Source organism: Streptomyces sp. NPDC056160, from assembly GCF_042268205.1.
Taxonomy (GTDB): domain Bacteria; phylum Actinomycetota; class Actinomycetes; order Streptomycetales; family Streptomycetaceae; genus Streptomyces.
In genome coordinates this window covers 95,659-122,011 of sequence record NZ_JBHJUW010000004.1, presented here as the reverse complement: position 1 = coordinate 122,011, position 26,353 = coordinate 95,659, and the positions used below count along the sequence as shown (strand labels likewise).

27 protein-coding genes are annotated in these 26,353 nt (G+C 72.9%); 13 read left to right on the top strand and 14 right to left on the bottom strand.

Annotated elements, in window-relative coordinates; translation table 11 throughout:
- Window positions 1-32: 32 nt before the first annotated feature.
- The 3 genes from ACFC02_RS02810 to ACFC02_RS02800 are packed head-to-tail and all read left to right on the top strand — an operon-like array spanning window position 33 to window position 1,131.
- Complete coding sequence (locus ACFC02_RS02810; RefSeq protein ID WP_360967345.1) at window positions 33-290, top strand: acyl carrier protein; 258 nt, start codon at window positions 33-35, stop codon at window positions 288-290.
- A 1-nt stretch (window position 291) separates the two neighbouring features.
- Window positions 292-771: an SRPBCC family protein gene (locus ACFC02_RS02805; protein ID WP_376351183.1), complete on the top strand. Its 480-nt coding sequence runs from the start codon at window positions 292-294 to the stop codon at window positions 769-771.
- Window positions 772-798: 27 nt separating this feature from the next.
- Window positions 799-1,131, top strand: coding sequence for a TcmI family type II polyketide cyclase (locus ACFC02_RS02800; RefSeq protein WP_360967339.1), 333 nt, complete (start codon window positions 799-801; stop codon window positions 1,129-1,131).
- 211 nt (window positions 1,132-1,342) lie between these two features.
- Here the strand turns inward: ACFC02_RS02800 and ACFC02_RS02795 are convergent, their stop codons facing one another.
- From ACFC02_RS02795 to ACFC02_RS02785, 3 genes are all read right to left on the bottom strand, one after another.
- Window positions 1,343-2,371, bottom strand: a complete 1,029-nt coding sequence (locus ACFC02_RS02795) for a methyltransferase (protein ID WP_376351180.1) — start codon at window positions 2,369-2,371, stop codon at window positions 1,343-1,345.
- A 43-nt stretch (window positions 2,372-2,414) separates the two neighbouring features.
- Window positions 2,415-3,473, bottom strand: coding sequence for a nitrous oxide reductase family maturation protein NosD (locus tag ACFC02_RS02790; protein WP_376351177.1), 1,059 nt, complete (start codon window positions 3,471-3,473; stop codon window positions 2,415-2,417).
- 271 nt (window positions 3,474-3,744) lie between these two features.
- Complete coding sequence (locus ACFC02_RS02785; protein ID WP_376351175.1) at window positions 3,745-4,665, bottom strand: aminoglycoside phosphotransferase family protein; 921 nt, start codon at window positions 4,663-4,665, stop codon at window positions 3,745-3,747.
- Between the two features lie 10 nt (window positions 4,666-4,675).
- Between ACFC02_RS02785 and ACFC02_RS02780 the strand changes: the two genes are divergently transcribed.
- Window positions 4,676-5,341, top strand: coding sequence for a rhomboid-like protein (locus ACFC02_RS02780; protein WP_376351171.1), 666 nt, complete (start codon window positions 4,676-4,678; stop codon window positions 5,339-5,341).
- A gap of 9 nt (window positions 5,342-5,350) precedes the next feature.
- Window positions 5,351-6,787, top strand: a complete 1,437-nt coding sequence (locus ACFC02_RS02775) for an NAD(P)/FAD-dependent oxidoreductase (protein ID WP_376351168.1) — start codon at window positions 5,351-5,353, stop codon at window positions 6,785-6,787.
- 186 nt (window positions 6,788-6,973) lie between these two features.
- Here ACFC02_RS02775 and ACFC02_RS02770 read toward each other — a convergent pair whose 3' ends face one another.
- A complete protein-coding gene (locus ACFC02_RS02770) occupies window positions 6,974-8,527 on the bottom strand; it encodes an MFS transporter (RefSeq protein ID WP_376351166.1) in 1,554 nt (517 codons plus the stop codon).
- A gap of 208 nt (window positions 8,528-8,735) precedes the next feature.
- Between ACFC02_RS02770 and ACFC02_RS02765 the strand changes: the two genes are divergently transcribed.
- The gene (locus ACFC02_RS02765) at window positions 8,736-9,455 is read left to right on the top strand and encodes a pentapeptide repeat-containing protein (protein ID WP_376351164.1); all 720 of its coding nucleotides are present in this window, start codon (window positions 8,736-8,738) and stop codon (window positions 9,453-9,455) included.
- 134 nt (window positions 9,456-9,589) lie between these two features.
- Here the strand turns inward: ACFC02_RS02765 and ACFC02_RS02760 are convergent, their stop codons facing one another.
- Window positions 9,590-10,090, bottom strand: a complete 501-nt coding sequence (locus tag ACFC02_RS02760; RefSeq protein ID WP_376351162.1) for a hypothetical protein — start codon at window positions 10,088-10,090, stop codon at window positions 9,590-9,592.
- A gap of 6 nt (window positions 10,091-10,096) precedes the next feature.
- Between ACFC02_RS02760 and ACFC02_RS02755 the strand changes: the two genes are divergently transcribed.
- Entirely contained in the window at window positions 10,097-11,536 is a 1,440-nt protein-coding gene (locus ACFC02_RS02755) for a M1 family metallopeptidase (RefSeq protein ID WP_376351160.1), read from the top strand.
- Window positions 11,537-11,623: 87 nt separating this feature from the next.
- Here the strand turns inward: ACFC02_RS02755 and ACFC02_RS02750 are convergent, their stop codons facing one another.
- The gene (locus tag ACFC02_RS02750) at window positions 11,624-12,142 is read right to left on the bottom strand and encodes a GNAT family N-acetyltransferase (protein ID WP_376351157.1); all 519 of its coding nucleotides are present in this window, start codon (window positions 12,140-12,142) and stop codon (window positions 11,624-11,626) included.
- A 117-nt stretch (window positions 12,143-12,259) separates the two neighbouring features.
- Complete coding sequence (locus tag ACFC02_RS02745) at window positions 12,260-12,835, bottom strand: TerD family protein (protein ID WP_279539912.1); 576 nt, start codon at window positions 12,833-12,835, stop codon at window positions 12,260-12,262.
- A 198-nt stretch (window positions 12,836-13,033) separates the two neighbouring features.
- Here ACFC02_RS02745 and arfB point away from each other — a divergent pair, with 198 nt between their 5' ends.
- Window positions 13,034-13,471 (top strand): alternative ribosome rescue aminoacyl-tRNA hydrolase ArfB, encoded by a 438-nt coding sequence (gene arfB / locus ACFC02_RS02740; protein WP_360967660.1) that lies wholly within the window; start codon window positions 13,034-13,036, stop codon window positions 13,469-13,471.
- A gap of 24 nt (window positions 13,472-13,495) precedes the next feature.
- On the opposite strand, the gene ACFC02_RS02735 is transcribed toward arfB, so the two are convergent.
- Together ACFC02_RS02735 and ACFC02_RS02730 are read right to left on the bottom strand one after the other, a co-directional pair.
- Window positions 13,496-13,948, bottom strand: a complete 453-nt coding sequence (locus tag ACFC02_RS02735; RefSeq protein WP_376351237.1) for a GNAT family N-acetyltransferase — start codon at window positions 13,946-13,948, stop codon at window positions 13,496-13,498.
- 289 nt (window positions 13,949-14,237) lie between these two features.
- Window positions 14,238-14,756, bottom strand: a complete 519-nt coding sequence (locus ACFC02_RS02730) for a flavin reductase family protein (RefSeq protein ID WP_376351234.1) — start codon at window positions 14,754-14,756, stop codon at window positions 14,238-14,240.
- Window positions 14,757-15,178: 422 nt separating this feature from the next.
- On the opposite strand from ACFC02_RS02730, the gene cdgB reads away from it, so the two are divergent.
- Window positions 15,179-16,849: a diguanylate cyclase CdgB gene (gene cdgB / locus ACFC02_RS02725; RefSeq protein WP_376351153.1), complete on the top strand. Its 1,671-nt coding sequence runs from the start codon at window positions 15,179-15,181 to the stop codon at window positions 16,847-16,849.
- Window positions 16,850-16,968: 119 nt separating this feature from the next.
- Complete coding sequence (locus ACFC02_RS02720; RefSeq protein ID WP_376351151.1) at window positions 16,969-17,928, top strand: carbohydrate-binding protein; 960 nt, start codon at window positions 16,969-16,971, stop codon at window positions 17,926-17,928.
- 12 nt (window positions 17,929-17,940) lie between these two features.
- Here the strand turns inward: ACFC02_RS02720 and ACFC02_RS02715 are convergent, their stop codons facing one another.
- The 3 genes from ACFC02_RS02715 to ACFC02_RS02705 all read right to left on the bottom strand — a co-directional run bounded on the left by ACFC02_RS02715 (window position 17,941) and on the right by ACFC02_RS02705 (window position 21,143).
- Window positions 17,941-18,870, bottom strand: a complete 930-nt coding sequence (locus ACFC02_RS02715; protein WP_376351148.1) for a 1-phosphofructokinase family hexose kinase — start codon at window positions 18,868-18,870, stop codon at window positions 17,941-17,943.
- Between the two features lie 160 nt (window positions 18,871-19,030).
- On the bottom strand, window positions 19,031-20,173 hold the full coding sequence (gene nagA / locus ACFC02_RS02710; RefSeq protein WP_376351145.1) for an N-acetylglucosamine-6-phosphate deacetylase: 1,143 nt from the start codon (window positions 20,171-20,173) through the stop codon (window positions 19,031-19,033).
- Between the two features lie 7 nt (window positions 20,174-20,180).
- Window positions 20,181-21,143: an ROK family protein gene (locus ACFC02_RS02705; RefSeq protein ID WP_376351142.1), complete on the bottom strand. Its 963-nt coding sequence runs from the start codon at window positions 21,141-21,143 to the stop codon at window positions 20,181-20,183.
- A 126-nt stretch (window positions 21,144-21,269) separates the two neighbouring features.
- On the opposite strand from ACFC02_RS02705, the gene ACFC02_RS02700 reads away from it, so the two are divergent.
- The 3 genes from ACFC02_RS02700 (at window position 21,270) to otsB (ending at window position 23,773) form a co-directional block, all read left to right on the top strand.
- On the top strand, window positions 21,270-22,520 hold the full coding sequence (locus ACFC02_RS02700) for an ABC transporter substrate-binding protein (protein WP_376351140.1): 1,251 nt from the start codon (window positions 21,270-21,272) through the stop codon (window positions 22,518-22,520).
- 69 nt (window positions 22,521-22,589) lie between these two features.
- Window positions 22,590-22,850 (top strand): DUF3263 domain-containing protein, encoded by a 261-nt coding sequence (locus ACFC02_RS02695; protein WP_376351137.1) that lies wholly within the window; start codon window positions 22,590-22,592, stop codon window positions 22,848-22,850.
- 53 nt (window positions 22,851-22,903) lie between these two features.
- Complete coding sequence (otsB, locus tag ACFC02_RS02690; RefSeq protein ID WP_376351134.1) at window positions 22,904-23,773, top strand: trehalose-phosphatase; 870 nt, start codon at window positions 22,904-22,906, stop codon at window positions 23,771-23,773.
- An 89-nt stretch (window positions 23,774-23,862) separates the two neighbouring features.
- Here the strand turns inward: otsB and ACFC02_RS02685 are convergent, their stop codons facing one another.
- Window positions 23,863-25,296 carry a trehalose-6-phosphate synthase gene (locus ACFC02_RS02685; RefSeq protein WP_376351132.1) on the bottom strand — a complete coding sequence of 478 codons (1,434 nt, stop codon included), beginning with the start codon at window positions 25,294-25,296 and terminating at the stop codon, window positions 23,863-23,865.
- A gap of 106 nt (window positions 25,297-25,402) precedes the next feature.
- Window positions 25,403-26,347, bottom strand: coding sequence for a glucosyl-3-phosphoglycerate synthase (locus ACFC02_RS02680; RefSeq protein ID WP_360967281.1), 945 nt, complete (start codon window positions 26,345-26,347; stop codon window positions 25,403-25,405).
- Window positions 26,348-26,353 lie beyond the last annotated feature (6 nt).

Genomic DNA, 26,353 nt, shown 5'->3' with positions numbered 1-26,353 from the left:
ACACGCCGGGAGCAACAAGGAGAGGAACCCGCATGAGTGACCGAATCACTGTGGAAGAACTGTCCGAACTCATGAAGAAGGCCGCCGGCATCACCGTCAGCCCCGAGGAACTGGCGGACCGGGCCGACACCGGCTTCGACGAGCTCGGCATCGATTCGCTCGGCCTGCTCGGCATCGTGGGCGAACTGGAGAACCGGCACGGCATGCCGATGCCGGCCGACGCGGAGCGCTGCAAGACGCCCCGGAAGTTCCTCGACCTCGTCAACAGCACCCTTCTGGCAGGAGCCTGAGATGGCCGGACACACTCAGAACGAGATCACCATCGCCGCACCGGTGGACCTGGTGTGGGAGATGACCAACGACGTGGAGAAGTGGCCGCAGTTGTTCAGCGAGTACGCCTCCGCGGAAATCCTGAAGCAGGAGGGCGCCAAGTGCACCTTCCGGCTGACCATGCACCCCGACGAGAACGGCACGGTGTGGAGCTGGGTCTCCGAGCGGGAGCCGGACCGGGACACGCTCACCGTGAAGGCGCGGCGCGTGGAGACCGGGCCGTTCGCCCACATGGACATCCACTGGCGCTACGAGGAGGTCCCGGGCGGCACCCGCATGGTCTGGACCCAGGACTTCGCGATGAAGCCGGAGGCCCCGGTCGACGACGACTGGATGACCGACAACATCAACAAGAACTCCAAGGTCCAGATGGCGCTCATCCGGGACAAGGTCGAGGCGGCGGCCGGGCGGCGGCCCGAGCCGGCCCTGGCCACCGACTGAGCCGGACCGGACGACAGGAGCGGATCCATGCACCAGGCCCTGATCGTGGCCCGGATGGCGCCGGGCTCGGCCCCGGACATCGCCAAGATCTTCGAGGAGTCCGACCGGGGGGAGCTGCCGCACCTGGTCGGCGTCACCCGGCGCAGCCTCTTCCAGTTCGGCGACGTGTACATGCATCTCGTCGAGGCCGACCGGGACCCGGGCCCGGCCATCGCCAAGGTGGCCGGCCACCCCGAGTTCCGGGGCATCAGCGAGCGGCTGTCGTCGTACGTGAGCGCGTACGACCCCGAGACGTGGCGCTCGCCGAAGGACGCGATGGCGCGGCGTTTCTACCTCTGGGAGCGCGACGGCCGCGGCTGACGCCGCCGGCGTCGCCGGTTCGACACCAGGAGCGTCGTACGAGGACGTCGTGAGGAAGGCCGCACGGGGCGGCCGTGCGGGAAGGCCGTACGGGGACGCCGTACGGGAAGGTCGTACGGGGACGTCGTGCGGCGGACGGACAACGGCCGCCGAGCCCGCGCTGTCGCGGGCCCGGCGGCCGTCGTCGCGGGCGGTTCGCCCGCCGGGTGGGTCAGGCGGGGACGGTGCAGTCGAAGGCGTGCAGGTAGGGGTTGACCGGGCTGATGTCGTCGATGACCAGGCCGGCCGCCTCCAGGCGGCTCTCCATCGACTTCGTGGTGTGCTTGGCGCCGCCGACGTTGAGCAGCAGCAGCAGGTCCATGGCGGTGCTGAACCGCATCGACGGGGTGTCGTCCACGAGGTTCTCGATGACCACGACCCGTGCCTTGGGGCCGCCCGCCTCCATGACGTTGCGCAGGCAGCGGGCGGTGGAGTCGTCGTCCCACTCCAGGATGTTCTTGATGATGTAGACGTCGGCCCGGACCGGGACGGCCTCGCGGCAGTCGCCGGGCACGATGTCCACCCGGTCGGCGAGCGAGCCGCCCTCGCGCAGTCGCGCGTCGGCGTTGTCCACGACCCGCGGCAGGTCCATCAGGGTGCCGTGCATCCGCGGGTACTTCTCCAGCAGGCTGGCCACCACGTGGCCCTGGCCGCCGCCGATGTCGGCGACCGACGCGGCGCCGGACAGGTCGAGGAGTTCGGCGACGTCGCGGGCGGACTGCTTGCTGGAGGTCGTCATGGCCCGGTTGAAGACGTCCGCCGACTCGGGGGCGTCCTCGTTGAGGTAGACGAAGAACTCCTTGCCGTACAGGTCCTCGACGACGTTGCGGCCGGTGCGCACCGCCTCGTCGAGTTTCGGCCAGGCGTCCCAGGTCCACGGTTCGGTGCACCACAGGGAGATGTTGCGCAGGCTGTTCGGGTCGTCCTCGCGCAGCAGCCGGGACATGTCGGTGTGCGCGAAGGCCCCGTCGGGACGCTCTTCGAAGACGCCGTAGCAGGTCAGTGCCCGCAGCAGCCGGCGCAGCGGCTTGGGTTCGGTCTTCACCGCGGCGGCGAGGTCCTCCGCGGCCAGGGGGGTGTCGCCGAGCGCGTCGGCCACGCCGAGGCGGGCCGCGGCGCGGAGGGCGGCGGCGCACGCCGCCCCGAACACGAGCTCCCTGAGCCGCATGGACGGCGGTGGGGCGGTCTGAGCGGTCGTCATGCGCCGCCTTCCTTCCTTCGATGGTGTGCAGGTGGGGTGCGGCTCAGCACAGCCCCGCGGGCCTGGAGGCCCGGCAGGCGTTGTGGGCGAACGTGTTGCCGCGCTTGGTGCTCTCCTGGTTGACCAGGTCGGCGGGGGCGTTGCCGGACAGCGAGTTCTCGGCGATCCGGTTGTCGTCGCTGGTGGCGCCGACGAAGCTCTTGAACAGGACGATGCCGCCCGACAGCGGGGAGGTGCCCGCGTTCCCGGTGACCAGGTTGCCGGTGACCTCGGCCTTCTCGGCGCCGGTCAGGACGATCCCGGAACCCTGGAGGAAGGGCAGCCGGTCGGTCTTGGCGCAGTACTTGTTGTTCTTCACGACGCGGTTGCCGCGCACGGTCAGCGCGCCGGCCTTCGGCTTGTTCTCGTCGCCGACGACGAAGACGCCCGCGCAGTTGCCGGTGATGGCGTTGGCGGCGACGGTGAGGTTGCGCAGCCGGCGGACGGTGACGCCGACCCGGTTGCCCGTCAGCAGGTTGTGCGTGATCAGTGCTTCCTTGCTGTCGGCGGCGCCCTGTTCGGCGGTCATGGTGTTGGCGAGGAAGATGCCCGCGTCGCCGTTGCTCCGCGCGGCGTCGCGCTCGTAGGTGCTGTGCTCGGAGTGTTCCTCGGCGAAGCCCCAGGCGCCGTTCTTGTCGGAGGTGACGTGCCGGACGGTCAGCCCGTCGGCGCCCACGGAGATCATTCCGGCCCGGGAGTAGCCGGTCAGGACCAGGTTCGAGACGGTGACACCCATGAGGCGCTTGGCCTTGGTGCCCGCCACGCAGATGCCGTTGCCGCGCTTGCCGCAGACGTCCGTGGCCTTCGTGGCCGGTTTCAGGACGGTGGAGCTGCCGGAGCCGCGCAGGGTCAGGCCGGGCGTCGTGATCTTGACGCTCTGGTGGTAGGTGCCGGGCAGCACCCGCACGGTGTCGCCCGGCCGGGCGGCGTCCACCGCCTTCTGGATCGATTCCCCGGGGTGGACCAGGTGCGTCGTCGGCACCGAGACCGGTGCGGCCGCGGCGACGCCGGAGGCGACGAGCGCTGCGGCGCAGACCAGCAGGGAGATGTGGCGTTTCGTCATATTCTGTACGCTATGACCTGATGACCCTCTGGACTGCCCGATGGGCCGTCCGGCGGCGTGTCACACCCGTACGCCGGCCTTTCGTGCACGTCGGCTCTCCGCCCCCGTCGGTCTTCCGCGCACGTCGGCTCTCCGCCCCCGTCGACCATGCGTGCACGCGGGTCCGTCCCCTCGTGCGGGGGTCCGTCCGGGCGCGCGGCGCGCCCGTTCCCCACGGTGTCCGGCGCCCGGTTCAGGCACGCGGCGGGGCCCGCCGGCCCCGGCGCACGGTTCAATCGCGCAGCGCGCGGCCGATCTCCAGTTGCACGGTCTCCAGCGGCCGGCCGTCCTCGATCTCCCACAGGCAGTTCTGGAGCACCCGCCCGAGCGTCCAGGCGCGGGCGCGCGCCCGGTCCAGGCCGAGCCGCGCGGTCAGCGCGTCGAAACGCCACTGGGTCTCGGCGGGGTCGTAGCGGTTGTCGAGCGCGGGCATCAGGTCGAACGCGGGGTCACCGGCGAGCGGTTTGGGGTCGATGGCGAGCCAGGGCGCGCGGTCGGCGGCGAGGACGTTGTCGTAGTGCAGGTCCCAGTGCAGCAGCCGGTCGCCGGGGTCACCGGCGACCTCGCGCACGGCCGCCGCGCAGTCGGCGAGCAACCGCCGGTCGGCGGCGTCCGGCACCCGGGTCAGGGCCCACGGCACCTGCTCCAGCATCGCCTGCGCGATGTCGCCCAGCCGCCGCACCCCCGCCGGGGCGGGCACGGAGGTGAGCCGCGCGAGGAGTGCGCCGATCACCCCGACGGCCGCGCGGCTGTCCGGCAGTCCCGACAGCGTCCTGGACTCGTCCAGTCGTTCGAGCAGCAGGGTGCAGGTGGGTTCGTCGTGCTCCAGCAGTCGTACGGCGCCCTCGCCGGCCCAGGCGCGCAGCGCGACCGGCTCGCCCGCGCTCTCCTCGTCCAGGGGCTGGAGCTTGAGCGCGGCCGGTGTCCCTTCCCCGAGCCCTGACGAGCAGGGGGCGCCCCCGGCCCGCACCACCGGGAGGACCAGCGCGCACACCCCGCACATCGGCGGGCCGTCCAGGCGCAGGTCCCAGCGCGCGAGGAAGCGGGCCGCCCGCTGCGGCAGCCCGGCGACGAACGCCCGGCCCGCCGCTCCGTTGAACTTCTCCTGCGTAGCGGCCAGCTCGGCGGGCACCTCGATCACGGTGCCGACCATACTGGCCGGTGTGAGCGGGGTCATCCGGTTTCGGCAGGGGCTTCGGGCGGTGACGGCGTACGTGCGCGCCGCGCCGGGGACGTACGTCTGGCTGCTGATCCTGTTCGTCACCACCGTCGCCCTGCACCGCATGTCGCCGGGTTTCGAGGAGGACTTCCTGCGGCAGCGCTCGACGAACATCCACGAACTGTCCGACAGCCCGGTACGGGTGCTGTTCGCCAGCGCCATGTGGATCCCGAGCGGGCGCTGGCTGCCGTACGCCGCCTTCTACTCGGTCTTCCACGCGCAGGCCGAGCGCTGGCTGGGCACCCTGCGCTGGATCGTGGTGTGCGTGGCCGCGCACGTGCTGGCCTCGCTGATCAGCGAGGGGGCGCTGCTGTGGGCGATCGGGCGCGGTGTGGCCCCCGCATCCGCGGTCGACACCCTGGACGTCGGGGTCAGCTACGCGCTGGCGGGGGTGGCCGCGGTGCTGACCTACCGGATCCGCAGGCCCTGGCGGTATCCGTACGCCGCCGCGGTGCTCTTCTTCTTCGGGGTGCCGCTGCTGGCCGGGCGCACCTTCACCGATCTCGGGCATTTCACCGCCGCGCTGATCGGTCTGGGGTGCCGGCCGCTGGCCAAAGGCGCCGGAAAAGCACGGAATCCGAAGGAGACACCGACGCCCACCAGGCGTTAACGTCCGGCCATGAGCAGCTCGGCGAGGAATGCCGCGGGCGGCGGCACAGACAACGGCGGCGTCGTGAACGGCGGCATCTCCTTCTGGTTCGCGGACGACGGCGTCCCCGCCGTGCGCGAACCGCTCACCGGGGACGCGAGCGCCGACGTGGTGATCGTCGGCGGCGGGTACACGGGGCTGTGGACGGCGTACTACCTGAAGAAGGCCGCGCCGTCCCTGCGCATCACCGTCCTGGAACAGAAGTTCTGCGGTTACGGCGCCTCCGGCCGCAACGGCGGCTGGCTCTACAACGGCGTCGCCGGCCGCGACCGGTACGCGAAGCTGCACGGCCACGAGGCCGCCGTACGGCTCCAGCGCGCGATGAACCACACCGTGGACGAGGTGATCCGCGTCGCCGCCGAGGAGGGCATCGAGGCCGACGTCCACAAGGGCGGCGTCCTGGAGGTGGCCCGCACCCCCGCCCAGCTGGCCCGCCTGAAGGTCTTCCACGAGCACGAGCTGGCGTACGGCGAGAAGGAGCGCGAGCTGTACGGCGCCCGCGAGACCTCCGAGCGGATCCGGGTCGCCGACGCCGTCGGCTCCACCTGGACCCCGCACGGCGCGCGCCTGAACCCGGCCAAGCTGGTCAAGGGCCTCGCATCGGTGGTGGCGGCGCTCGGCGTGACGATCCACGAGGCGACCCCGGTCACCGAGATCCGCCCCCGGCACGCGGTCACCCCCTACGGCACCGTCCGCGCCCCCTACGTGCTGCGCTGCACGGAAGGCTTCACCGCCTCCCTCAAGGGGCAGCGGCGCACCTGGCTGCCCATGAACTCCTCCATGATCGCCACCGAGCCGCTGAGCGGGGCGCAGTGGGCGGCGCTCGGCTGGGACGGCCGCGAGACCCTCGGCGACATGGCGCACGCCTACATGTACGCCCAGCGCACCGCCGACGACCGCATCGCGCTCGGCGGGCGCGGCGTGCCGTACCGCTTCGGCTCGCGCACCGACAACGACGGCCGCACCCAGCGCGAGACCGTCCGCGACCTGCGCGACATCCTCGTCGGCTTCTTCCCCTCCCTGGCCGGGCTGCGGATCGCGCACGCCTGGTCCGGTGTCCTCGGCGTCCCGCGCGACTGGTGCGCGACCGTCACCCTGGACCGCGGCAGCGGCCTGGGCTGGGCCGGCGGCTACGTCGGTTCGGGCGTCGCCACCACCAACCTGGCCGCTCGCACCCTGGCCGACCTGGTCCGGCTCGACTCCGGTCAGGCGGGCGCGACCCCGCTGACCGGCCTGCCCTGGGTGGGCCACAAGGTCCGCAAGTGGGAACCGGAGCCGCTGCGCTGGCTGGGCGTGCAGGGCATGTACGCCACCTACCGCACGGCGGACCGCCGCGAGGCCCTCACCCACAGTGCCCGCTCCTCCGCACTGGCCCGGCTCGCGGACCGGGTGGCGGGACGGAGCTGAGGACGGCGGAGCGCGGTCGGGGCGTGGGGCGTGACCGACGGGACTGGAGGACGGCGGAGCGCGGCCGGGTGCGGCCGGGCACCAATGCCCGTGTGCGCGGGGTCCCGCAGAGGGAGGGCCCCGGGTGCGACTCGGGACCCTCCCCGCCCCTCGCGGGTCTCGGCGGCCCCGCCTTGCGGGGCCGGCTCAGGCCACCGACTCCGGTACGGCGCCTTCCGCCGGGACGGTGTGCTTGGGCGCGCGGGCCGTCACCATCAGGCCCGCGACCAGCCCGGCCAGGAGCATGACGGCCGCGGCCCACCAGATCGCGACCGTGTAGCCGTGCACGATGCCCTGCGGTACCACCCGGGCCCGGTCTGCCGGTGAGCGCAGGCGCGCGGTGATGTACGCCGTGCTGCTGGAGATGGCGACCGTGTTGAGCAGCGCGGTGCCGATCGAACCGCCCACCTGCTGGGCCGTGTTCACCGTCGCGGAGGTCACGCCCGCGTCCTGCGGGGCGACGCCCGTGGTGGCGGTGGCGAACACCGGCATGAAGGTCAGGCCCATGCCGAGGCCCATCAGCAGCAGCGCGGGCAGCACCTCGGTGGTGTACTGCGAGGCGACCGTGAGCCGGGTCAGCAGCAGCATGCCGCCCGCCGCCAGCAGCATCCCCGGGACCATGAGCGCGCGGGGCGCCACGTGGTGCAGCAGCCGGGCCGAGATCTGGGTGGAGCCGACGATGATCGCGGCGGTCAGCGGCAGGAAGGCGAGCCCGGTCCGCAGCGGCGAGTAGCCGAGGATCTCCTGGAGGTAGTAGGTCATGAACAGGAACAGCCCGAACATGCCGATCACGGCCAGCAGCATGGTCAGGAGGCAGCCCGCCCGGGTGCGCTCGCGCAGGATGCGCAGGGGCAGCAGCGGCACCGGCGCCCGCGTCTGCCACCACACGAACGCCGCCAGCACCGCGGCGCCCGCCGCGAGCAGGGCGAGCACCAGCGGGTCCGTCCAGCCGCGCGGCTGCGCCTCGCTGAAGCCGTAGACCACGGCGACCAGGCCGCCGCAGCCCAGCAGCACGCCCGGCACGTCCAGCCGGGCGCCCGCGTGCCCCGGCCGGTCGCGCAGCAGTGCGAACGCGCCGAGCACGGCGAAGACGGCGATGGGCACGTTCACGTACAGGCACCAGCGCCAGTCCAGGTACTCGGTCAGCAGACCGCCGAGGAGGAAGCCGATCGCCGAGCCGCTGCCCGCCAGCGCGCCGTAGATCCCGAACGCCTTGCCGCGCTCGCGCGGATCGGTGAAGGTCGTGGTCAGCAGGGAGAGCGCGGAGGGGGCCAGGACCGCCGCGAAGGCGCCCTGGAGGGCCCGCGCACCGAAGAGCATGCCGGAGGACGTCGCCGCGCCGCCGAACGCTGAGGCGGCGGCGAAGCCGGCGAGTCCGATGACGAACGTGCGTTTGCGCCCCACCAGGTCGGCGACCCGCCCGCCCAGCAGGAGCAGCCCGCCGAACGCGAGGCTGTAGGCGGTGATCACCCACTGGCGGTTGGCGTCCGACATGTGCAGATCGCGCTGGGCGGAGGGCAGGGCGATCTGCACGATGGTCGCGTCCAGCACCACCATCAGCTGCGCGATCGCGATCACCACCAGCGCCCACCAGCGGTGCGCGTCCGAGGGCCGGGCGTGGCGGGGCTGGTGCCCGGTGTGGTGATGCCGGGTGTGGTGCCGGTGTACGACGGAGGATTCACCTTTTCGGGTGATACTCATCCCGCCAGAACAGCACGAATCGGATCATTTCGCATCCCCCGGGGCGCCGTGCCGGGCCGAAGCGGTCCGCCCGGCGGGCTCCTTCGTCTTTCGTCGGTACGGCCGTCCGGGCCCCCGTTTCGTGACATCGCCGGTGTCCGCGCAGGTCGGAAGGGTCGGCAGGGGCTCTGTGGGGGGCGCTGTCAGTGGTGGGGTGCAGGATGGGGGCATGGCGAGGAGAGCGGTCGGCGGGACGGGCGGAGCCGGCGGGACGGGCGGGTCCGGCACCGGCCGGGGCGGGGTGAAGGCGGCGCGGCGGCCCGAGGTGCGGCTGCCCGCGCTTCAGGCGTACGACGGCGCGGGACTGGCGCCGGACGGCGACTACGACGGGGTGGAGTTCCGGGAGGCGGACCTCTCGGGGCAGGACGGCGCGGGCGCCCGGTTCATGGACTGCGCGCTGCGGGGGTGCGTCCTGGACGACGCGTCACTGCGCCACGCGCGTCTGCTCGACACGGTCCTCACCGGCGTGCGGGGCGTCGGTACGAGCCTCGCGGACGCGACTCTGCGCGACGCCGAGCTGGTCGACGCCCGGCTCGGCGGGGTGCAGCTGCACGGTGCGGTCCTGGAGCGGGTGTGGATCCGCGGCGGCAAGATCGGCTACCTGAACCTGCGCAGGGCGAAGCTGCGGGACGTGGTCTTCGAGGGCTGCGTCCTGGTCGAGCCGGACTTCGGGGGAGCCCGGCTGGAGCGGGTCGAGTTCGTGGACTGCGTGCTCAAGGGCGTCGACTTCGGCGGGGCGACGCTCAGCGACGTCGACCTGCGCGGGGCCGCCTCGCTGGAGATCGCGCGGGGCGTGGACCGGCTGGCGGGGGCGGTGATCAGCACGGGTCAGCTGCTCGACCTGGCGCCGGTGCTGGCGGCGGAACTGGGGGTCAGGGTGGAGGACTGAGGGGCGGACGCGTGACGCCTGCGGACGGGGGCCGCCGGGCAGGCGTACGCCGGACCGGCGCGCGTCGCACCGGCGCGCGGCGGACGGGGGCGCGGCGGACGGGGGCGCGGCAGGGGAGGGGCGGGGACAGGGAGTCAGGACATGCGGGGGAAGCGGGCCTGGAGGGTCCACAGCGCGGGGTTCTCCGCGAGGTCCTCGTGCAGGTCGCACAGGTCGGCGATCAGGTCGTGCAGGAAGTCCCGTGCCTCGCGGCGCAGCTCGGCGTGGGAGAAGGACAGCGGGGGCTCCTCGGCCGGCATCCAGTCGGCCTCGATGTCCACCCACCCGAACCGGCGCTCGAACAGCATGCGGTCGGTGGACTCGGTGAAGTCCAGCTCCGCCCGCTGGGGCCGGGCCGCCCGGGAGCCGGCCGGGTCCCGGTCCACCTGTTCCACGATGTCGCACAGCGCCCACGCGAAGTCGAGCACCGGTACCCAGCCCCAGGCCGTGGCCAGCTCCTGGTCCGACTTGGTGTCCGCGAGGTAGACGTCGCCGCAGAACAGGTCGTGGCGCAGGGCGTGGACGTCCGCCCGGCGGTAGTCCGTCTGCGGAGGGTCGGGGAAGCGGTTGGAGAGGGCGTAGCCGATGTCGAGCACGTAGGGATGGTGCCACGGCCGCCGCATAGGATCGCACTCGTGTCCCGAACAGCGCTGTTTGTCCGAGCTGCCGGCGCGTTACTGCTGTGCGCCCTCCCGCTGACCGCCTGCGACGGCGGCGTCCACGGCCGTCCGGGCGGTTACGGTCTGCGTGACCCGTACTTCCCCAAGGCGGGCAACGGCGGGTACGACGTGACCCACTACGACCTCACCCTCGCCTACGACCCGGACCACCGCCGCCTCACCGGCACGGCCGTCGTCACCGCCCGCGCCACCGAGGACCTGTCCGCCTTCGACCTCGACCTCCTGGGGATGGACGTGGGGAGCGTGACCGTCGAGGGGAAGGGCGCCCGTTTCCACCGGGCCGGCCAGGAGCTGACCGTCCGGCCGCACGACGAGCTGGACGAGGGCGAGACCTTCAGCACCACCGTCCGCTACTCCGGCACCCCCCGGACCGTCACCGACGCCGACGGGGCGAAGGAGGGCTGGCTGCCCACGGCCGACGGCGCGCTGGCGCTCGGTCAGCCGGTCGGCTCGATGGCGTGGTTCCCCAGCAACAACCACCCCTCCGACAAGGCCACGTACGACATCTCCGTCTCCGTGCCCGCGAGCCGGAAGCTGACCGCCGTCTCCAACGGCGAACTGAAGAACACGACGACCAGCGGGGGCCGTACGACGTACCGCTGGCACGTCGGCGAGCCGATGGCGACCTACCTCGCCACGGTCGCCATCGGCGAGTTCGAGGTGCGCCGCTCCACCCTGGCGAACGGCCTGCCGGTGTACACGGCCGTCGATCCCGCCCTGGCCCGGGCCGGCGACCCGGTGCTCGCGCAGATCCCCGAGATCATGGACTGGGCGGAGTACAACTTCGGCCCCTTCCCCTTCTCCTCCACCGGCGCGATCGTCGACCGCGTTCCCGGTGTCGGCTACGCGCTGGAGACCCAGAACCGGCCCGCGTTCCCCAGCGCCCCCGACACCAGCACCCTCGTCCACGAACTGGCCCACCAGTGGTACGGCGACTCCGTCACCCCGAAGACCTGGCGGGACATGTGGCTCAACGAGTCGTTCGCCACGTACGCGGAGTGGCTGTGGAAGGAGGACCACGACGGCCCCAGCGCGCAGGAGACCTTCGACACCGTCTACCGCGGCGACGGCGACAACGGGACGGACATCTGGGCCTATCCGCCCGGCCGGCCGAGCAGTGCGGCGGTCCTCTCGGACGCGCCCGTGTACGACCGCGGCGCGATGGTCCTGCACAGGATCCGCCAGACCGTCGGGGACGACGCCTTCTACGGCATCGCCCAGGGCTGGGCCGCGGCCCACCGCCACGGCAACGCCTCCACCGCCGACTTCACGTCCTACGTGGAGAAGAAGGTCCCCGGCAAGGACTTCAGCGCGATCTGGCGGGACTGGCTGTACGGGAAGGGCAAGCCCGCACGTCCGTGAGGAAGCTGCCGGGACCGTCCCGAGGGGTTCTCGCTCGTGCTGCCCGGGTCGCCTGCCCGGTTCCCCTGCTCGCTTCCTCAGCCCGGTTCATCGGCCCAGTTCCTTGCGCAGCACCGCGCAGGGACGGCCCCGGCCCCGGTCCTCGCGGTGGTCGACGACGGTGTAGCCGAGGGCGGTCCAGAAGGCGAGGCCCGTGTGGTTGCCGTCCAGGACGGCGAGGCGGACGCCGGTGCGGCCCGCTTCGCGGAAACGGTCCTCCACCAGAGCCGCGAGCCGCCTGCCGTGGCCCTGGCGCCGGGCCGCCGCGTCCACCATCAGCAGGCCGATCCACGGGTCCGGGTCGGCCGGGTCGGGGTGGTGGTCCAGAGTGACGGCGATGCCCACGAGAGTGCCCGCGCCGCGGGCCAGGAGCACCTGCGCGCCCGGGTGGGCCAGCTCGTCCGCGAGCGCGGCGGCGACCTGCTCGGGGCGGATGTCGTCCGGGTCGGGGAAGTCACCGCTGAGGGCGTGGAAGTCGCGCTGGGAGGCGTAGAGCGCGGTGAGTTCGGTCAGCAGCTCGCCCGGCAGGCCGTGCTCGGGGGAGAGCGGCAGAGGCTGGAGGATCATGCGCGCACCGTACGCGGCGGCGGTGTCCGGGCGTCGCCCGGTGCGGGAGGGCGCCGGAGCCCGGCCCCGCGACGGCTGACGCGCAGGGCCGGGCTCCGGGCGTGGTGTGACGGCCCGTCAGACGTTCACACCGAAGTCCTGGGCGATGCCGACCAGGCCCGAGGCGTAACCCTGGCCGACCGCGCGGAACTTCCACTCCGCGCCGTTGCGGTACAGCTCGCCGAAGACCATGGCGGTCTCGGTGGCGGCGTCCTCCGACAGGTCGTAGCGGGCGATCTCGGCGCCGCCGGCCTGGTTGACGATGCGGATGTAGGCGTTGCGGACCTGGCCGAAGTTCTGGCTGCGGTTCTCGGCGTCGTAGATGGAGACCGGGAAGACGATCTTGTCGACGTCGGCCGGGAGCCCGGCCAGGTTGACGTTGATCGCCTCGTCGTCGCCCGCGCCCTCGCCGGTGCGGTTGTCACCGGTGTGGACGATGGTGCTGTCCGGGGTCTGCTTGTTGTTGAAGAAGACGAAGTGGGCGTCGGAGTACACCTTGCCCTGGGTGTTGACCGCGATGGCGGAGGCGTCCAGGTCGAAGTCCGTGCCGGTGGTGGTGCGGACGTCCCAGCCGAGGCCCACGGTGACGGCGGTCAGGCCCGGGGCTTCCTTGGTGAGCGAGACGTTGCCGCCCTTGGAGAGGCTTACAGCCATTGTTGGGAGTCCCTTCCCTCGTTGCGTGTGCGGACGAAGCTACCGCCACCTCTAGGAACGCCGAGAGGGGTCCCCATGGTTCCGGATGTCTTTACCTTTTTTACCAAGCCGGGTTCGAACGGCCGGACCGGTCGGACGGGACGCCGCCGCGCCGGTTCCGGGAAAACCCGGTGACGCGGCCCGGACCGGCGCGGGACCATGGAGGACATGTCCGGTCCCTATGTCATCCGCGGCTCCGTCGCGCTCCCCGAGGCCGAGCTGGCCTGGCGCTTCTCGCGGTCCTCGGGACCCGGAGGCCAGCACGTCAACACCACCGACAGCCAGGTGGAACTGCGCTTCGACCTGGCGCGCACCGAGGCGCTGCCCGAGGTGTGGAAGGAGCGCGCCCTGCGGCGGCTGGCGGGCAGGCTCGTCGACGGGGTCGTCACCGTCCGCGCCTCCGAGCACCGCTCCCAGTGGCGCAACCGAGAGACCGCCGCCGTCCGCCTGGCCTCCCTCCTCGCCGAGGCGACCGCGCCCCCGCCCAAGCCCCGCAGGCCCACCCGTGTCCCCCGCGGCCTCAACGAACGCCGCCTGCGCGAGAAGAAGCAGCGCTCGCAGACGAAGCGGGGGCGGTCGGGGCGCGACTGGGGGTAGTACTGCGACCGGGTCCGCGCCGCCTCAGCGGCCCGGTTCTCGCGTCAGGTCCAGGACGCCTACCGTCTGGCCGCCGCTCGTCTCGTCGTTCGTGCGGAAGCCGAGCCCGAGGTAGAAGCGCTCCGGGCCGTCGGGGCCCGGGTGCCAGGTGACGTACATCCGCTTGGTGCCCCGGCGGCGCAGTTCGGCGGCGACGGCGGTGACGGCGAACCGGCCGTAGCCGCGGCCCTGCTCGCCGGCCGCGATGTTCAGCCGCCACAGGCCCGAGCGGATCACGCTGCCGTCCAGGCGCCAGTCGATGTCGAAGAAGGCCATCAGGAAGCCCACGGGCCGCCCCCCGTCGGTGATCAGCCGCGGCCAGGCGACGTCAGGATGGACGTAGGCCTCGGCGAGGGACTTCACGACCGGTGCGACCGCGTGCTCCTGGTCGGGGCGGACCCGGATGCCGAGCGCGGCGTCCAGGTTCGCGGGGGTGATCTCTTCGAGGCGGGGCGCGGCAGCGGCGGAGGCGGCGACGGGGACCGGAGCGGTGTCGGTGCCGGTGTCGGTGCCGGGGTCAGGGATGGTCACCGGCGCACCGTAGGCGGGGCGGCTGCCGTCCGGCCACAGGATTACGCGACAGCCCGGGCGCCGGCGGCGGCCCCGGAGGTGCGGATCAGCCCGGGTGCTGGTGTCGGTCCCGGAGGTGCGGATCAGCCCGGGTGCTGGTGTCGGTCCCGGAGGTGCGGATCAGCCCGGGTGCCGGTACCGCCCTCGGGTGAGTGGATCAGCCGAGGTGCCGGTACCGCCCCCGGAAGTACAGCAGCGGGCCGCCCTCGGCGCTCGGCAGCCGGGCGGACAGGACGCGGCCGACGACCAGCGTGTGGTCGCCCGCCACGACCCGCTGCTCGGTGCGCAGCTCCAGGGTGGCCAGAGCGCCGCCCACCAGCGGGGCGCCGGACACCTCGCCGCGGACGTAGGGGATGTCCTCGAAGAGCAGGCGGTCGCTGATGCGGCCCTTCATGGCGAAGCGGCCGGCGATGTGCCGCTGGCTCTCGGCCAGCACGGACACCGCCCACAGCGGCTGTTCGGCGAGCAGGTCGTCCATGCGGGAGCCCTCGCGCAGGCTGACCAGGGCCAGCGGCGGGTCGAGGGACACCGACAGGAACGCCGTCGCGGTCATCCCCACGTCCTCGCCGCGCGGCGCCAGCGGGTCCTCCGGGTCGAGCGGCGGCTCCTGCGCGGTCACCAGGACCACGCCCGCGGCCAGTCGGGACATCGCGGCTCGGAACTCGTCGTCGGTCACCCCCTCAGCATGCCCGGGGGAGGCGGCGGCGAGGGCGGAGGACAGGGCGTGGGAAGTGTTCAGCACACATCAACGCTAATGACCGCCCCGCGCCGCCCGCATCGGGCCTCGGCCCGAGCCCGGACCTAGGACCATGGGCCGATCAGGAGCCGACGGAACCGGTGATTCCAGCCCGTTCCCGGGCCCGCTCGTGCATCATGGCCGCACGTCGCGGAGTTTGCGTTCAGTCAACGCTTCGGAAAAAAGCAGAAACTCCACTCAATTGTTCACGTTCATCTGTGACTTGAGTCACAAGGAGCGTGAATTGTTGACCCTGTGTACCGAGTGGGCTTCACGCTGTGATTCAGTGGCGTAGACCGCACGGCACGATACGCCGAAGAGAACCCTTTGATTCACTGCGAGGTCTCGGGGGGAGGGCGAGCATGGAGACCGAGTCGGAGCCCTACGTCCGTCTTGCGGCCCTGCGGCAACTGCACCAGGTGATGGCGGACATGAACACCGCTCGGAGCCTGGCGGACACGCTGCAGACCGTCGCCGACGGCGTCGTGACCGGCCTCGGCTACGAACTGGCCTGCGTGAACCTCGTACGCTCCGACGGAGACCTCGTGGTCGCCGCCTTCTCCGGCAACACCGCCGCCGAGGCCCTCATCACCGGCCGGGCCGGCTCCCGCGAGTCCTGGGAACGCCGGCTGACCATGGGCGAGGCCTGGGGCGACCTGGTCTTCATCCCGCACACCGAGGGCTGGGTCCTCGACGACGACGACGTCCCGCAGTGGTACACCGACGGGCCCGCTCCCCGCTTCGAGGACGAGTGGCACCCCTCCGACCGCCTCTTCGCCCCCATGTACTCACCCGGCGCGCCCGGCGGCTCCCCGGGCGAACTGCTCGGCGTGCTCTCCGTGGACCGCCCGCGCAACGGCCGCCGCCCCGGCGCCTGGGGCCGCGAGGCCCTCCAGGTGTACGCGTTCCAGGCGGCCATCGCGATCAGCAACGCCCGGCTGCGCGCCAACATGCAGCGCGCCCTGCTCCGCCTGGAGCGCGAGCAGCAGGCACTGCGCGCCAGCGAGGAGAGCTTCCGGCAGGCGTTCGAGTACGCGCCCTCCGGCATGGCGATCGCCGAGATGGGCGGTGACCAGCACGGCCGGATCCTGCGCACCAACGACGCCCTGTGCCGCCTGCTGGGCCGCCCCGCCTCCGCGATGCGCCGCTACTCCTTCTCCGACCTCGTCCACCCCGAGGACATAGGCACCCTGCTGCGCACCTCCGCCGAGGGCGGCCGGGCGGAGCTGAGGCTGGGCCGCCGCGACGGCAGCTACGTCTGGGTGTCCCTGCGCAACTCCGTCGTCGCCGACGCCGCCGACGGCCCCCGCTTCCTGCTCACCCACGTCGAGGACATAGAGGAGCGCAAGCGCCGCGAGCTGCACCTCGCCCACCGCGCCTCCCACGACTCCCTCACCGGCCTGCCGAACTCCGCCGAACTGCGCTCCCGTCTCGCCGCGCGCCTGTGCCGGCGCCCCCACTCCGCGCTGAGCGGCGACCTCGACTCCCTGGACGCCGCGTACGGGCACCCGGCGTACGCCGCCGTCGAGGCCGGACACGACCACGGCTTCGACTTCGACTCCGGTCCGCAGGCCTACGACGCCTATGACCACCACGTGCACACCGTCGCCCCCGAGGACGACCGGGACGACGGCGCCAAGGGACTCGCCGTCCTCTTCTGCGACCTCGACGGCTTCAAGTCGATCAACGACCGGTTCGGGCACAACGCGGGCGACGCCGTCCTCATCGAGGTGGCCCGGCGGCTGTCCAACGGGGTGCGGGACGGCGACACCGTGGCCCGGCTCGGCGGCGACGAGTTCGTGATCCTCGCCGACGGCCTCGGCCGCGCCGACGCCCAGGACCTCGCCGTCCGGCTGCGCAACGAGATCATCCAGCCGATCCGCGCCGAGGGCCGGGCGGTCCGGGTCGGTGCCAGCTTCGGCATCGGATGGGCACATTGCGGGATGACGGCGGACGAAGTGCTGAAGTCCGCGGACGAGCGGATGTACGTCGAGAAACGATCTCGTCCCAAACAACATCGGCGGGCCGGATAAGCCGCTGGTCAGCGGCATGGTGCGGGGTGAGTCACCCATTCGGTCCCCGGGGAGCGGGTAGGCTCGGTCCAATCTCACGACGTACTGCACCCGACCCGCATTGTTGAGGAGACCTCAGGATGACGCCCGGCGACAACGGCCCGAGCACGCCCGAGGACGACGACCCGTTCGGCTACCTGTACGCCGACGGGCAGGCCAACGGAGCCCAGCCGCCCTCCGGCGGTTACGGCTACCCCGGCTCGGTCAACCGGGTCCGTGCCGTCGGCCAGCGTCAGTACGGCCAGCAGACCCAGCAGGCCCCCCAGGCCCCCACGGCGGCCTACGGCCAGGTCCCGCAGCAGGGCGCGTACGGCCAGCCGAACGCCCACTACGCCGCGCCCGAGACCCTGCCCGGCGGCCAGCAGCCGCCCCGGCAGGGCGGCCACGGCGCTCCGGGCGGCGGCGGTGGCCGCCGGGGCCCCAACACCAAGGGTCTGCTGATCGGCGCCGTCGCGGTGGTCGCCGCCGTCGTCATCGGCATCAGCGTCGCCATGATCGGCGACAAGTCCGACGACAAGGGTGGCGCCAAGGCGGGCGACTCCACCCCCACGGCCCCCCAGAGCACCGGGCCCAGCCCGTCGGCGAGCAGCAGCGTGGCCGCCGACGGCGAACTCCCGAAGATCGACGCGAAGGCGCTGCTGCTGGGCGGCGGCGCGACCACCGCCTCGGACGTCAAGGGCGCCCAGGCGGCAGGCGGCGTCTACGTCAACAACTTCGACAAGCCCGGCGCCTCCGTCACCTGGACGGTCAACGGCATCCCGGAGGACGGCAAGTACAGCGTCTACATCGGCTACAGCGTCCCCGGCAAGGACGGCAAGGCCACCCTCACGGTCAACGGCACCCCGTCCACCACGGCCGTCAAGCTGAAGAACTGGACGAACGCCGGCGAGGGCGACTACGAGAAGGGCTGGACGAAGACCTACAACTGGCTCCAGCTCAACAAGGGCACGAACACCCTCAAGGTCTCGTGCGAGCAGGGCGACCAGTGCGATGCCTACCTCGACCAGCTGTGGCTGGTCAAGGGCTGGGTCGGGGCCTGATCCAGGCGGCCTTCACGCCGCGCTGACCTCCCCCGTCACCTCCACCCGCCCCAGCAGCTTCTCGTACGCCGCGCGGTCGAACTCGCCCGCCGCCGGGGCCAGGACCGTGGCCGCAGAGAGGGCGACCGCCCGGGCCAGGCGGTCCGGCCAGGGCAGGTTCTCCACCAGGCCGGAGAGCAGGCCCGCGACCGCCGAGTCGCCCGCGCCGGTCGGGTTGCCGTGGACGCGGGCGGGCGGGGCGGCCCGCCACATGCCCTCGGGGGTGTGGGCGAGCAGGCCCTTGGCGCCGAGGGAGGCGATGACCGTGTGGGCGCCGCGCCTGCGGGCGTCCTGGGTGGCGCGCAGCGGCTCGTGGGAGCCGGTCAGCTCGGCCAGCTCGTCGGCGTTCGGCTTGATGACGTCGGGGCGGGCGGCCAGGCCGCGGCGCAGCGCCTCCCCGCTGGTGTCCAGCAGGACCGGTACCTCCGCGGCGCGTGCGGCGCGCACCAGGACGGCGTACGCGCCCACCGGCAGGCCGGGCGGCAGGCTGCCGCACAGCGCCACCGCCGACACGGAGGGGAGCAGGCCCTCGTAGGCGTCCTGGAACGCGGCCCACTCGGCGGCGGTGACGAGGGGGCCCGGCTCGTTGAGCTGGGTGGTGTCGCCGGTGTGCTCGTCCACCACCGCCACCGTGCGCCGGGTCGCGCCGGCCACCGGGACCAGCGCGTCCGTCAGGCCGGCCTCGGCCGCGATCCCGGCGTGCACCTCGTCTCCGGTGGCGCCGCCCGCGAAACCGGTGACCGTCACCTCGTGGCCGAGGGCCGCGAGGACCCGGGCGACGTTGATGCCCTTGCCGCCGGGCCGCTCGCCCACCTCCGACACGCGGTGCGAGGTGTGGGGCCGCAGGGACCGCACCCGGTAGGTGATGTCGAGAGCGGTGTTCAGCGTGACCGTGAGGATCACGTGGGCCGGCCTCCCCCAGTAGGTGCGCTAGTCACGCAAGTACGCCTGTCACGAAGCTCCGGCCGTCCGCCGGAGTTTCGATCATGCCAAACGGACGGCGTGCCGCCCACCCCTCGTACCGGTCACCGCGTCCGGCCGGGCGGTCGCGGGGGCGGACGGATCAGCCCAGTCGGGGATCGACCACCCATTCGCCGCGCCGCATCACGCCCTTGAGGACGAAGTCCTCGTCGAGCAGCACCAGGTCGGCGTCCTTGCCGGGCTCCAGGGAGCCGACGCGGTCGTCCATGCCGAGCAGCCGGGCCGGGTTGGCGGACAGAGCCCGTACGACGTCCTCGACCGGCAGCCGGTCGACGGTGACCGCGCGCCGGAACGCACGGTCCAGGGTGAGGGTGGAGCCCGCGATGGAGCCGCCCTCGACGAGCCGGGCCACTCCGTCGGTGACCTCGACCTCCAGCGGGCCGAGCAGGTAGCGGCCGTCGCCGGAGCCGGCGGCGTCCATGGCGTCGGTGATGAAGGCGACCCGGGCCGCGCCCGCGCGGTGGAAGGCCAGTTCCAGGGCGGCGGGGTGCAGGTGGACGCCGTCGTTGATCAGCTCGACGGTGACCCGCTCGTCCTCCAGGAGGGCGGCGATCGGGCCGGGGGCGCGGTGGCCGAGCGTCGGCATCGCGTTGAACAGGTGGGTGGCGACGGTGGCTCCGGCGTCGATCGCCGCCACGGTCTGCTCGTAGGTGGCGTCGGTGTGCCCGATCGCGGCGATCACGCCGTGCTCGGCGAGCATCCGTACGGAGTCGAGGCCGCCGGGCAGTTCGGTGGCGAGCGTGACCATCTTGGCGTGGCCGCGGGCCGCGTCGACCAGCTTGCGCACGTCGGCGGGGTCGGGCTCGCGCAGCAGCGCCTCGGAGTGGGCGCCCTTGCGGCACGGGGAGATGAACGGTCCCTCGAAGTGGATGCCCGCGATCTCGCCCTGTTCGGCCAGCTCGGAGAGGAGTCCGGCCTGCTGGGTGAGGATCTTCATGTCGTCGGTGACGGTGGAGGCGACGACGGTGGTGGTGCCGTGGGCGCGGTGGGCGCGGACGGCGGTCATGACGTCGTCGGCCGAGCCGGAGAAGGCCGCGCCGCCGCCGCCGTGGTTGTGGAGGTCGACGAAGCCGGGGACGAGCCAGTGCCCGGTGACGTCGACGGTCTCGGCGTGCTCGGGGGCGGCGTCGGTGATCCGCGTGCCGTCGACGATCACGCGACCGCCGTCCGCGATCCCGGTGGGCAGCACCACCCGGGCTCCGTCGAGAACCTTGCTGGGGGCCATCTGGTGGCTACCTCCGGTCAGTCGTGGAAGGGGAAGGAGAGGGGGCCGGGGCGGCTGCGGCGAGGAGGTCCCAGGCGAGCAGGCCCGCGCCCAGGCATCCGGCGGTGTCCCCGAGGGCCGCGGGGACGATCGTGGGCAGCTTCTGGAAGGTGACCCGGCGTCGGACGGCCTCCCGCAGCGGGCGGAAGAGTGTCTCCCCGGCCTCGGCGAGTCCGCCACCGATGATCAGCGTGCGCGGGTCCAGCAGGGTGAGCGCGGTGACCAGGCCGTCCGCGAGGGCGTCCACGGCCTCCTGCCACACCGCCTGTGCCCGTGCGTCGCCGGACTCCACGGCCTTGGCGCAGTCCGCCGCGTCCGCGCCGATCTCGCCGCAGGCCTCGGCCCAGGCCAGGCTGACCGCGGAGGCGGACGCGAACCGTTCCAGGCAGCCGTGCTGTCCGCAGGGGCAGGGGATGCCGCCGGGCCGGACGACGATGTGCCCGATCTCGCCGGCGAAGCCGTGCGCGCCCGCCTCCACCCGGCCGTCGATGCCGATGGCGCCGGCGATCCCGGTGCCCAGCGGGACGAACAGGAACCGGTCGGCACCCTTGCCCGCACCGATCCGGCCCTCGCCGAGTCCGCCGGTGCGCACGTCGTGGCCGAGGGCGACGGGGGTGCCGAGCCGCTTCGCGAGCAGGTCGCGCAGGGGTACGTCGCGCCAGCCGAGGTTGGCCGAGTAGGCGGCGACGCCCTGCTCCTCGTCGACGATGCCGGGGACGGCGACGCCTGCGGCCGCGGCCGGTTCGCCGAAGCGCCCGGCGCCGTACGCGCGCAGTTCGGCGGCGAAGCCGAGGATGCCCTCGACGACGGCGTCGGGGCCGCGCTCGCGGCCGGTGGGCCGGCGCGCCTGGTGGAGCAGCCCGCCGTTCTCATCGACCAGTGCGGCCTTCATGCCGGTGCCGCCCACATCGAGCGCGATGACGTGTCTCACAGGGGACAGTGTGGCCCTTCGACCCGCGAGAGGTCTAGTCCACTGCGCTGGTGTAGACCTATCTTGTCCGCATGGTGAACACGAGACGGTTGGGGCGGGAAAACGGTGCAGCGGCGTAGGACAGGAATGATCGCGGCGGCGTCCGCGCTGGGGATGACCTCGGTTCTCGGCGGCTGCGGGAGCACCGGATCCTCCGACGTCACCCTCCACCTGGTCGCCGCGGACTACGGCGACTCCTCGGCCAACGGCTCGCAGAAGTACTGGGACCGACTGGCCCGGGCCTACGAAGCTCAGCACTCGGGCGTGAAGGTCGACGTCAAGGTCTACTCCTGGACCGACGTGGACCGCAAGGTCAAGGAGATGGTCGACGCCGGTGACCCGCCGGACATGGCCCAGATCGGCGCGTACGCCGACTACGCGGCCCAGGACCTGCTCTACAAGGCCGACGACCTGCTCTCCATAGCCGTGCAGGCCGATTTCCTCGACCAGCTCTCCGAGGCCGGGCAGGTACGGCACCTGCAGTACGGCATCCCGTTCGCCGCCTCCACCCGCGTGCTCTTCTACAACAAGACGCTCTTCTCCCAGGCGAACCTCACCCCGCCCAAGACGTGGGACGACCTCGCCGCCGACGCCGAGGCCCTGAAGGCCAAGGGCGTGAAGTACCCGTACGCGCTGCCGCTCGGCCCCGAGGAGGCGCAGGCCGAGACCATGCAGTGGCTGCTCAGCGGCGGTGCCGGCTACACCGACGACATCGGTACGTACACGATCAACTCCCCGCAGAACGCCGAGACGTTCACCTGGCTCAGGGACGAGCTGGTCGGCAAGGGTCTGACCGGCCCCGTCGCCCCCGGCAAGCTCAACCGCGCAGACGCCTTCGACGCCTTCGCCAAGGGCCAGGTCGGCATGCTCAACGGCCACCCCACGCTGATGCAGAAGGCCACGCAGGCGGGCGTGAAGTTCGGCATGGTGCCGGTGCCGGGCAGGAACGGCACGCCCAAGGCCACCATGGGCGTCACCGACTGGATGATGGCCTTCAAGAAGAACGGCCACCGCAAGGAGGTCGGCGACTTCCTCGACTTCGTCTACAGCGAGAAGAACGTCCTCGACTTCTCCCGCGAGTACGACCTGCTGCCCGTCACCACCTCCGCGTCCGAGGCGATGGCCGCGGCCCCGCAGGACAAGAACCTGTGGCCCTTCCTCCAGGAACTGTCACTCGCCCAGCTCTACCCGGCGGGCAAGACGTCCTGGGCCCAGGTCAGCGCCGAGATCAAGAAGCGCATCGGCGGCACGGTCACCCCCGGCGGCGACCCCACGGGCGTCCTCAACCAACTGCAGACCCAGGCCTCACAGGCGGAGGCGAAGGAGAGCGCGGGGTGAGCCTCAGGGGCGGGGGCCGGCCCGAGGGGCTCCTGGGCCACTGTCGGCGGTGAGGGTTACGGTGCCCGTATGGACGTGAGCGACGAGCCGGACGGGGTGCGGGAGCCGGGCCTCGCGGGACGGGAGCGGGACATCCTCGCCCTGGAGCGGCGCGGCTTCACGGGCCCCGGCGCGAAGGAACGCGCGATACGCGAGGAACTCGGCCTCTCCCCCGTCCGCTACTACCAGCTCCTCAACGCCCTGCTCGACGACACGCGCGCGCTGGCGCACGACCCGGTGACGGTCAACCGGCTGCGCCGGGTGCGCGACGCGCGGCGGTCCGAGCGCTGAGCCACGGCCGCCGCCGAGGAGTGGGCCCGGCCGTGTGTGGATAGGTTCGGCGTATGGGCCACGACACGGATCCGACCAACCCCGCCCCCGACGCCCCCGCCCTGCCGACCCCGGTCACCCGGGCCGGGCGGGACGGGCTCGCCGCGCTGCTCGCACGCCCGGAACGCGCGGTGATCGCGCTCGACTTCGACGGCACGCTCGCGCCGATCGTGCCCGACCCGGACCGGGCCAGGGCCCACCCGGACGCGGTGCTGGCCCTGGCCGCGCTCGCCCCGAAGGTGGCCGCCGTGGTCGTGGTCACCGGCCGCCCCGCCGGGGTCGCGGTGCGCCACGGCGGCTTCGCCGGTGTGGCCGGCCTCGACCACCTCGTCGTCCTCGGCCACTACGGCGCCGAACGCTGGGACGCGGCCACCGCGACGGTCACCGCCCCGGCCCCGCACCCCGGCGTCGCCGCCGTCCGCGCGGAACTGCCCGGCTTCCTCGACCGGATCGGCGCCTGGCACGGCACCTGGATCGAGGAGAAGGGCCGCTCCCTGGCCGTCCACACCCGCCGCGCCCAGGACCCCCAGGCCGCCTTCGACGCGTTGCGCGGCCCGCTCGCCGACCTGGCCGCCCGGCACGGCCTGATCGTCGAACCGGGCCGTATGGTCCTCGAACTGCGCCCGCCGGGCATGGACAAGGGCGTCGCCCTCCTGGAGTACGTCCGCGACCTCGGCGCCGGCTCCGTCCTCTACGCCGGTGACGACCTCGGAGACCTGCCCGCCTTCACCGCTTTGGACAAACTCCGCTCCGACGGCCTGCCGGGCGTCCTCGTGTGCAGCGGCAGCACGGAGGTGACCGAACTGTCGGACCGCGCGGACCTGGTGGTACCGGGCCCGGCGGGTGTGGTGCAACTGCTGGGGGCACTGGCGGCCCACATGTGACCCCCGGGGCCCCGGCGAGTTCCGGCCCCGGCCCCGGCCCCGGCCCCGGCCCCCGGCCCCGGAGCCCGGGGCACGGCGGCGCCGCCGGTTCAGCCCGCGTTCAGTTCGTGCAACTGGTCCAGGAACCACTGGGCCGGGGGGAGCGCGGTGGCTGCCGCGGCCAGGCGGTTCGTGCGTTCGGAGCGTTCCGTCCCGGGCATGTTCAGGGCCTCGTGCAGCGCCGCCGCCGTGCCCGCCACGTCGTAGGGGTTCACCACCAGCGCGTCCCCGCCCAGCTCGGCGTACGCGCCCGCCTCCCGTGACAGCACCAGCGCGCACCCCGAGTCGGAGATCACCGGTACCTCCTTGGCGACCAGGTTCATCCCGTCCCGGATGGGGTTGACCAGCGCCACGTCGGCGATCCGGTAGGCCGCCAGCGAGCGGGCGAAGTCGTCCTTGACGTGCAGGACGACCGGCGTCCACCCGGGCGTGCCGAACCGCTGGTTGATCTCCTCCGCCAGCCGCCGCACCTCGGCCGTGTACTCCCGGTAGACGGCGAGGTCCTGCCGTGAGGGGTAGGCGAAGGCGATGTGCACCACCCGTTCGCGCCACTCGGGGCGGTCCTCGAGCAGTTGCCGGTACGCCAGCAGCCCACGCACGATGTTCTTCGACAGCTCGGTGCGGTCCACCCGGACGATCGTCCTGCGCGCGCCGCCGTCCGGAGCGGCGCCGATCTCCTCGCGCAGCGCCGCCATCCGCTCCTTCACGTCGGCCCGGTGTGAGCGCTCGCGCAGGAACTCCGCGTCCGCGCCCAGGCCGTGCACCCCCACGCGGGTGCCGCCGAGCCCGCCGGCCAGCGTCTCGCAGCACTGGGCGAAGGCGTCCGCCCACCGCTGGGTGAGGAAGCCCAGCCGGTCCGCGCCCAGCATGCCGCGCAGCACCTGCTCGGCGATGTCGTCGGGGAGCATCCGGAAGTAGTCCACCGGCGCCCACGGCGTGTGCGAGAAGTGCCCGATCCGCAGGTCCGGCCGGAAATCGCGCAGCATGCCCGGGACGAGCGTCAGGTGGTAGTCCTGCACGACCACGGCCGCGCCCTCGGCGGCCTCCTCGGCCAGCGCCTCGGCGAACGCCCGGTTGTAGGCCTCGTACGACGCCCACTGCCGCCGGAACTCCGTATCGAAGACGGGTTCCAGCGGGGTCTGGTAGAGCATGTGGTGCACGAACCACAGCACCGAGTTGGCGATGCCGTTGTAGGCGTCGGAGAAGACGTCCGGGGCGATGTCGAGCATCCGGACCCGCTGACCGCCGGTGTCCTCGGCCGGCAGCCGCCGGCCGTCCTCGAAGCGCCGTACGGCCTCCCGGTCGGCGTCGCCGAGCGCGGCGCACACCCACACCGCGCCCGCGTCCGGGCCGATCGCGGAGAGCCCGGAGACCAGCCCTCCGCCACCGCGTTTCGCGTGCAGGGAACCGTCCTCGTCCAGTTCGTACGAGACCGGCCCGCGATTGGAGGCGACCAGCACCTCGGCACCGTGCGTTGCAGCCATGGTCCTCAACCTAGCCCGGGTCTCGAACGCTCAAACGTACGCGGGAGCGGGCCGGGGGTACTTCCGGCCGTCCGCCCCGGGCCCGCCGGGGCCGTACCAGGCCCGCTCAGGCCACCCGCCGTGCCGCGTACTCCGCGATCTCCGTCATCGGGGGCCGTTCCTCCGTGTCGACGGAGTACGTCCGTGGCTCGAAGCCGTCCTCGCCCCGTTCGAACTGGGTGAGCGTGGGGCGGATCAGGTGGCCGCGGGCCAGGCGGAGCTGGGCGGTGCGGTAGATCGCGGCGGACATCCGGCCGAGGGCCTGTCCGTCCTGGTGGCGGTGGATGCGCTCGCCCACGTCCACCTGGGCGAGCGCGTCCAGGCCGACCAGGTGCAGCGCGTCGACGAGCATGCCCAGCTCCACGCCGTAGCCGACGGGGAAGGGCAGCTGTTCGAGCAGGGCGCGGCGGGCCGCGTACTCGCCGCCGAGCGGCTGTACGAATCCGGCCAGCTGCGGCCAGTGCATGTTGAGCAGCGGGCGGGCCATCAGTTCGGTGACCCGGCCGCCCTGCCCGGCGGCGGTGCCCAGGGGACGGTCGTACATGGCCTTGACCAGCTGCACCTCCGGGTCGGTGAGCAGCGGGCCGACGATGCCGGTGACGAAGTCGGCGGAGAACTCCCGCAGGTCGGCGTCGACGAAGCAGACGACGTCCCCGCGCGTCACCAGCAGCGAGCGCCACAGCACCTCGCCCTTGCCGGGCACCGCGGGGATGCGGGGGAGGATCGCGTCGCGGTGCACGACCCGGGCGCCCGCCGCGGCGGCCACCTGGGAGGTGCGGTCGGTGGAGCCGGAGTCGACCACGACGAGTTCGTCGACCAGCGGGGCCCGCGCCATCAGGTCGCGGCGGATCACGGCGACGATGTCCCCGACCGTCTCCTCCTCGTTCAGCGCGGGCAGCACGACGCTGACGGCGGAGCCGCTCGCCCGTTTGGCGGCCAGGACGCCGTCGAGCGGTCGATCGGCGACGGACCAGGACCGTGTCCTCAGCCAGCGCTCGACTTCTTCCAGCACGGTCGG

What these genes read in the sequence shown, in the direction of transcription:
- ACFC02_RS02810 (WP_360967345.1), top strand. Translation starts at nt 33, where the DNA reads ATGAGTGACCGAATCACTGTGGAAGAACTGTCCGAACTCATGAAGAAG.
- ACFC02_RS02805 (WP_376351183.1), top strand. Translation starts at nt 292, where the DNA reads ATGGCCGGACACACTCAGAACGAGATCACCATCGCCGCACCGGTGGAC.
- ACFC02_RS02800 (WP_360967339.1), top strand. Translation starts at nt 799, where the DNA reads ATGCACCAGGCCCTGATCGTGGCCCGGATGGCGCCGGGCTCGGCCCCG.
- ACFC02_RS02795 (WP_376351180.1), bottom strand. Translation starts at nt 2,371, where the DNA reads ATGACGACCGCTCAGACCGCCCCACCGCCGTCCATGCGGCTCAGGGAG.
- ACFC02_RS02790 (WP_376351177.1), bottom strand. Translation starts at nt 3,473, where the DNA reads ATGACGAAACGCCACATCTCCCTGCTGGTCTGCGCCGCAGCGCTCGTC.
- ACFC02_RS02785 (WP_376351175.1), bottom strand. Translation starts at nt 4,665, where the DNA reads ATGGTCGGCACCGTGATCGAGGTGCCCGCCGAGCTGGCCGCTACGCAG.
- ACFC02_RS02775 (WP_376351168.1), top strand. Translation starts at nt 5,351, where the DNA reads ATGAGCAGCTCGGCGAGGAATGCCGCGGGCGGCGGCACAGACAACGGC.
- ACFC02_RS02770 (WP_376351166.1), bottom strand. Translation starts at nt 8,527, where the DNA reads ATGAGTATCACCCGAAAAGGTGAATCCTCCGTCGTACACCGGCACCAC.
- ACFC02_RS02765 (WP_376351164.1), top strand. Translation starts at nt 8,736, where the DNA reads ATGGCGAGGAGAGCGGTCGGCGGGACGGGCGGAGCCGGCGGGACGGGC.
- ACFC02_RS02755 (WP_376351160.1), top strand. Translation starts at nt 10,097, where the DNA reads ATGGTGCCACGGCCGCCGCATAGGATCGCACTCGTGTCCCGAACAGCG.
- ACFC02_RS02750 (WP_376351157.1), bottom strand. Translation starts at nt 12,142, where the DNA reads ATGATCCTCCAGCCTCTGCCGCTCTCCCCCGAGCACGGCCTGCCGGGC.
- ACFC02_RS02745 (WP_279539912.1), bottom strand. Translation starts at nt 12,835, where the DNA reads ATGGCTGTAAGCCTCTCCAAGGGCGGCAACGTCTCGCTCACCAAGGAA.
- arfB (WP_360967660.1), top strand. Translation starts at nt 13,034, where the DNA reads ATGGAGGACATGTCCGGTCCCTATGTCATCCGCGGCTCCGTCGCGCTC.
- cdgB (WP_376351153.1), top strand. Translation starts at nt 15,179, where the DNA reads ATGGAGACCGAGTCGGAGCCCTACGTCCGTCTTGCGGCCCTGCGGCAA.
- ACFC02_RS02720 (WP_376351151.1), top strand. Translation starts at nt 16,969, where the DNA reads ATGACGCCCGGCGACAACGGCCCGAGCACGCCCGAGGACGACGACCCG.
- nagA (WP_376351145.1), bottom strand. Translation starts at nt 20,173, where the DNA reads ATGGCCCCCAGCAAGGTTCTCGACGGAGCCCGGGTGGTGCTGCCCACC.
- ACFC02_RS02700 (WP_376351140.1), top strand. Translation starts at nt 21,270, where the DNA reads ATGATCGCGGCGGCGTCCGCGCTGGGGATGACCTCGGTTCTCGGCGGC.
- ACFC02_RS02695 (WP_376351137.1), top strand. Translation starts at nt 22,590, where the DNA reads ATGGACGTGAGCGACGAGCCGGACGGGGTGCGGGAGCCGGGCCTCGCG.
- otsB (WP_376351134.1), top strand. Translation starts at nt 22,904, where the DNA reads ATGGGCCACGACACGGATCCGACCAACCCCGCCCCCGACGCCCCCGCC.
- ACFC02_RS02685 (WP_376351132.1), bottom strand. Translation starts at nt 25,296, where the DNA reads ATGGCTGCAACGCACGGTGCCGAGGTGCTGGTCGCCTCCAATCGCGGG.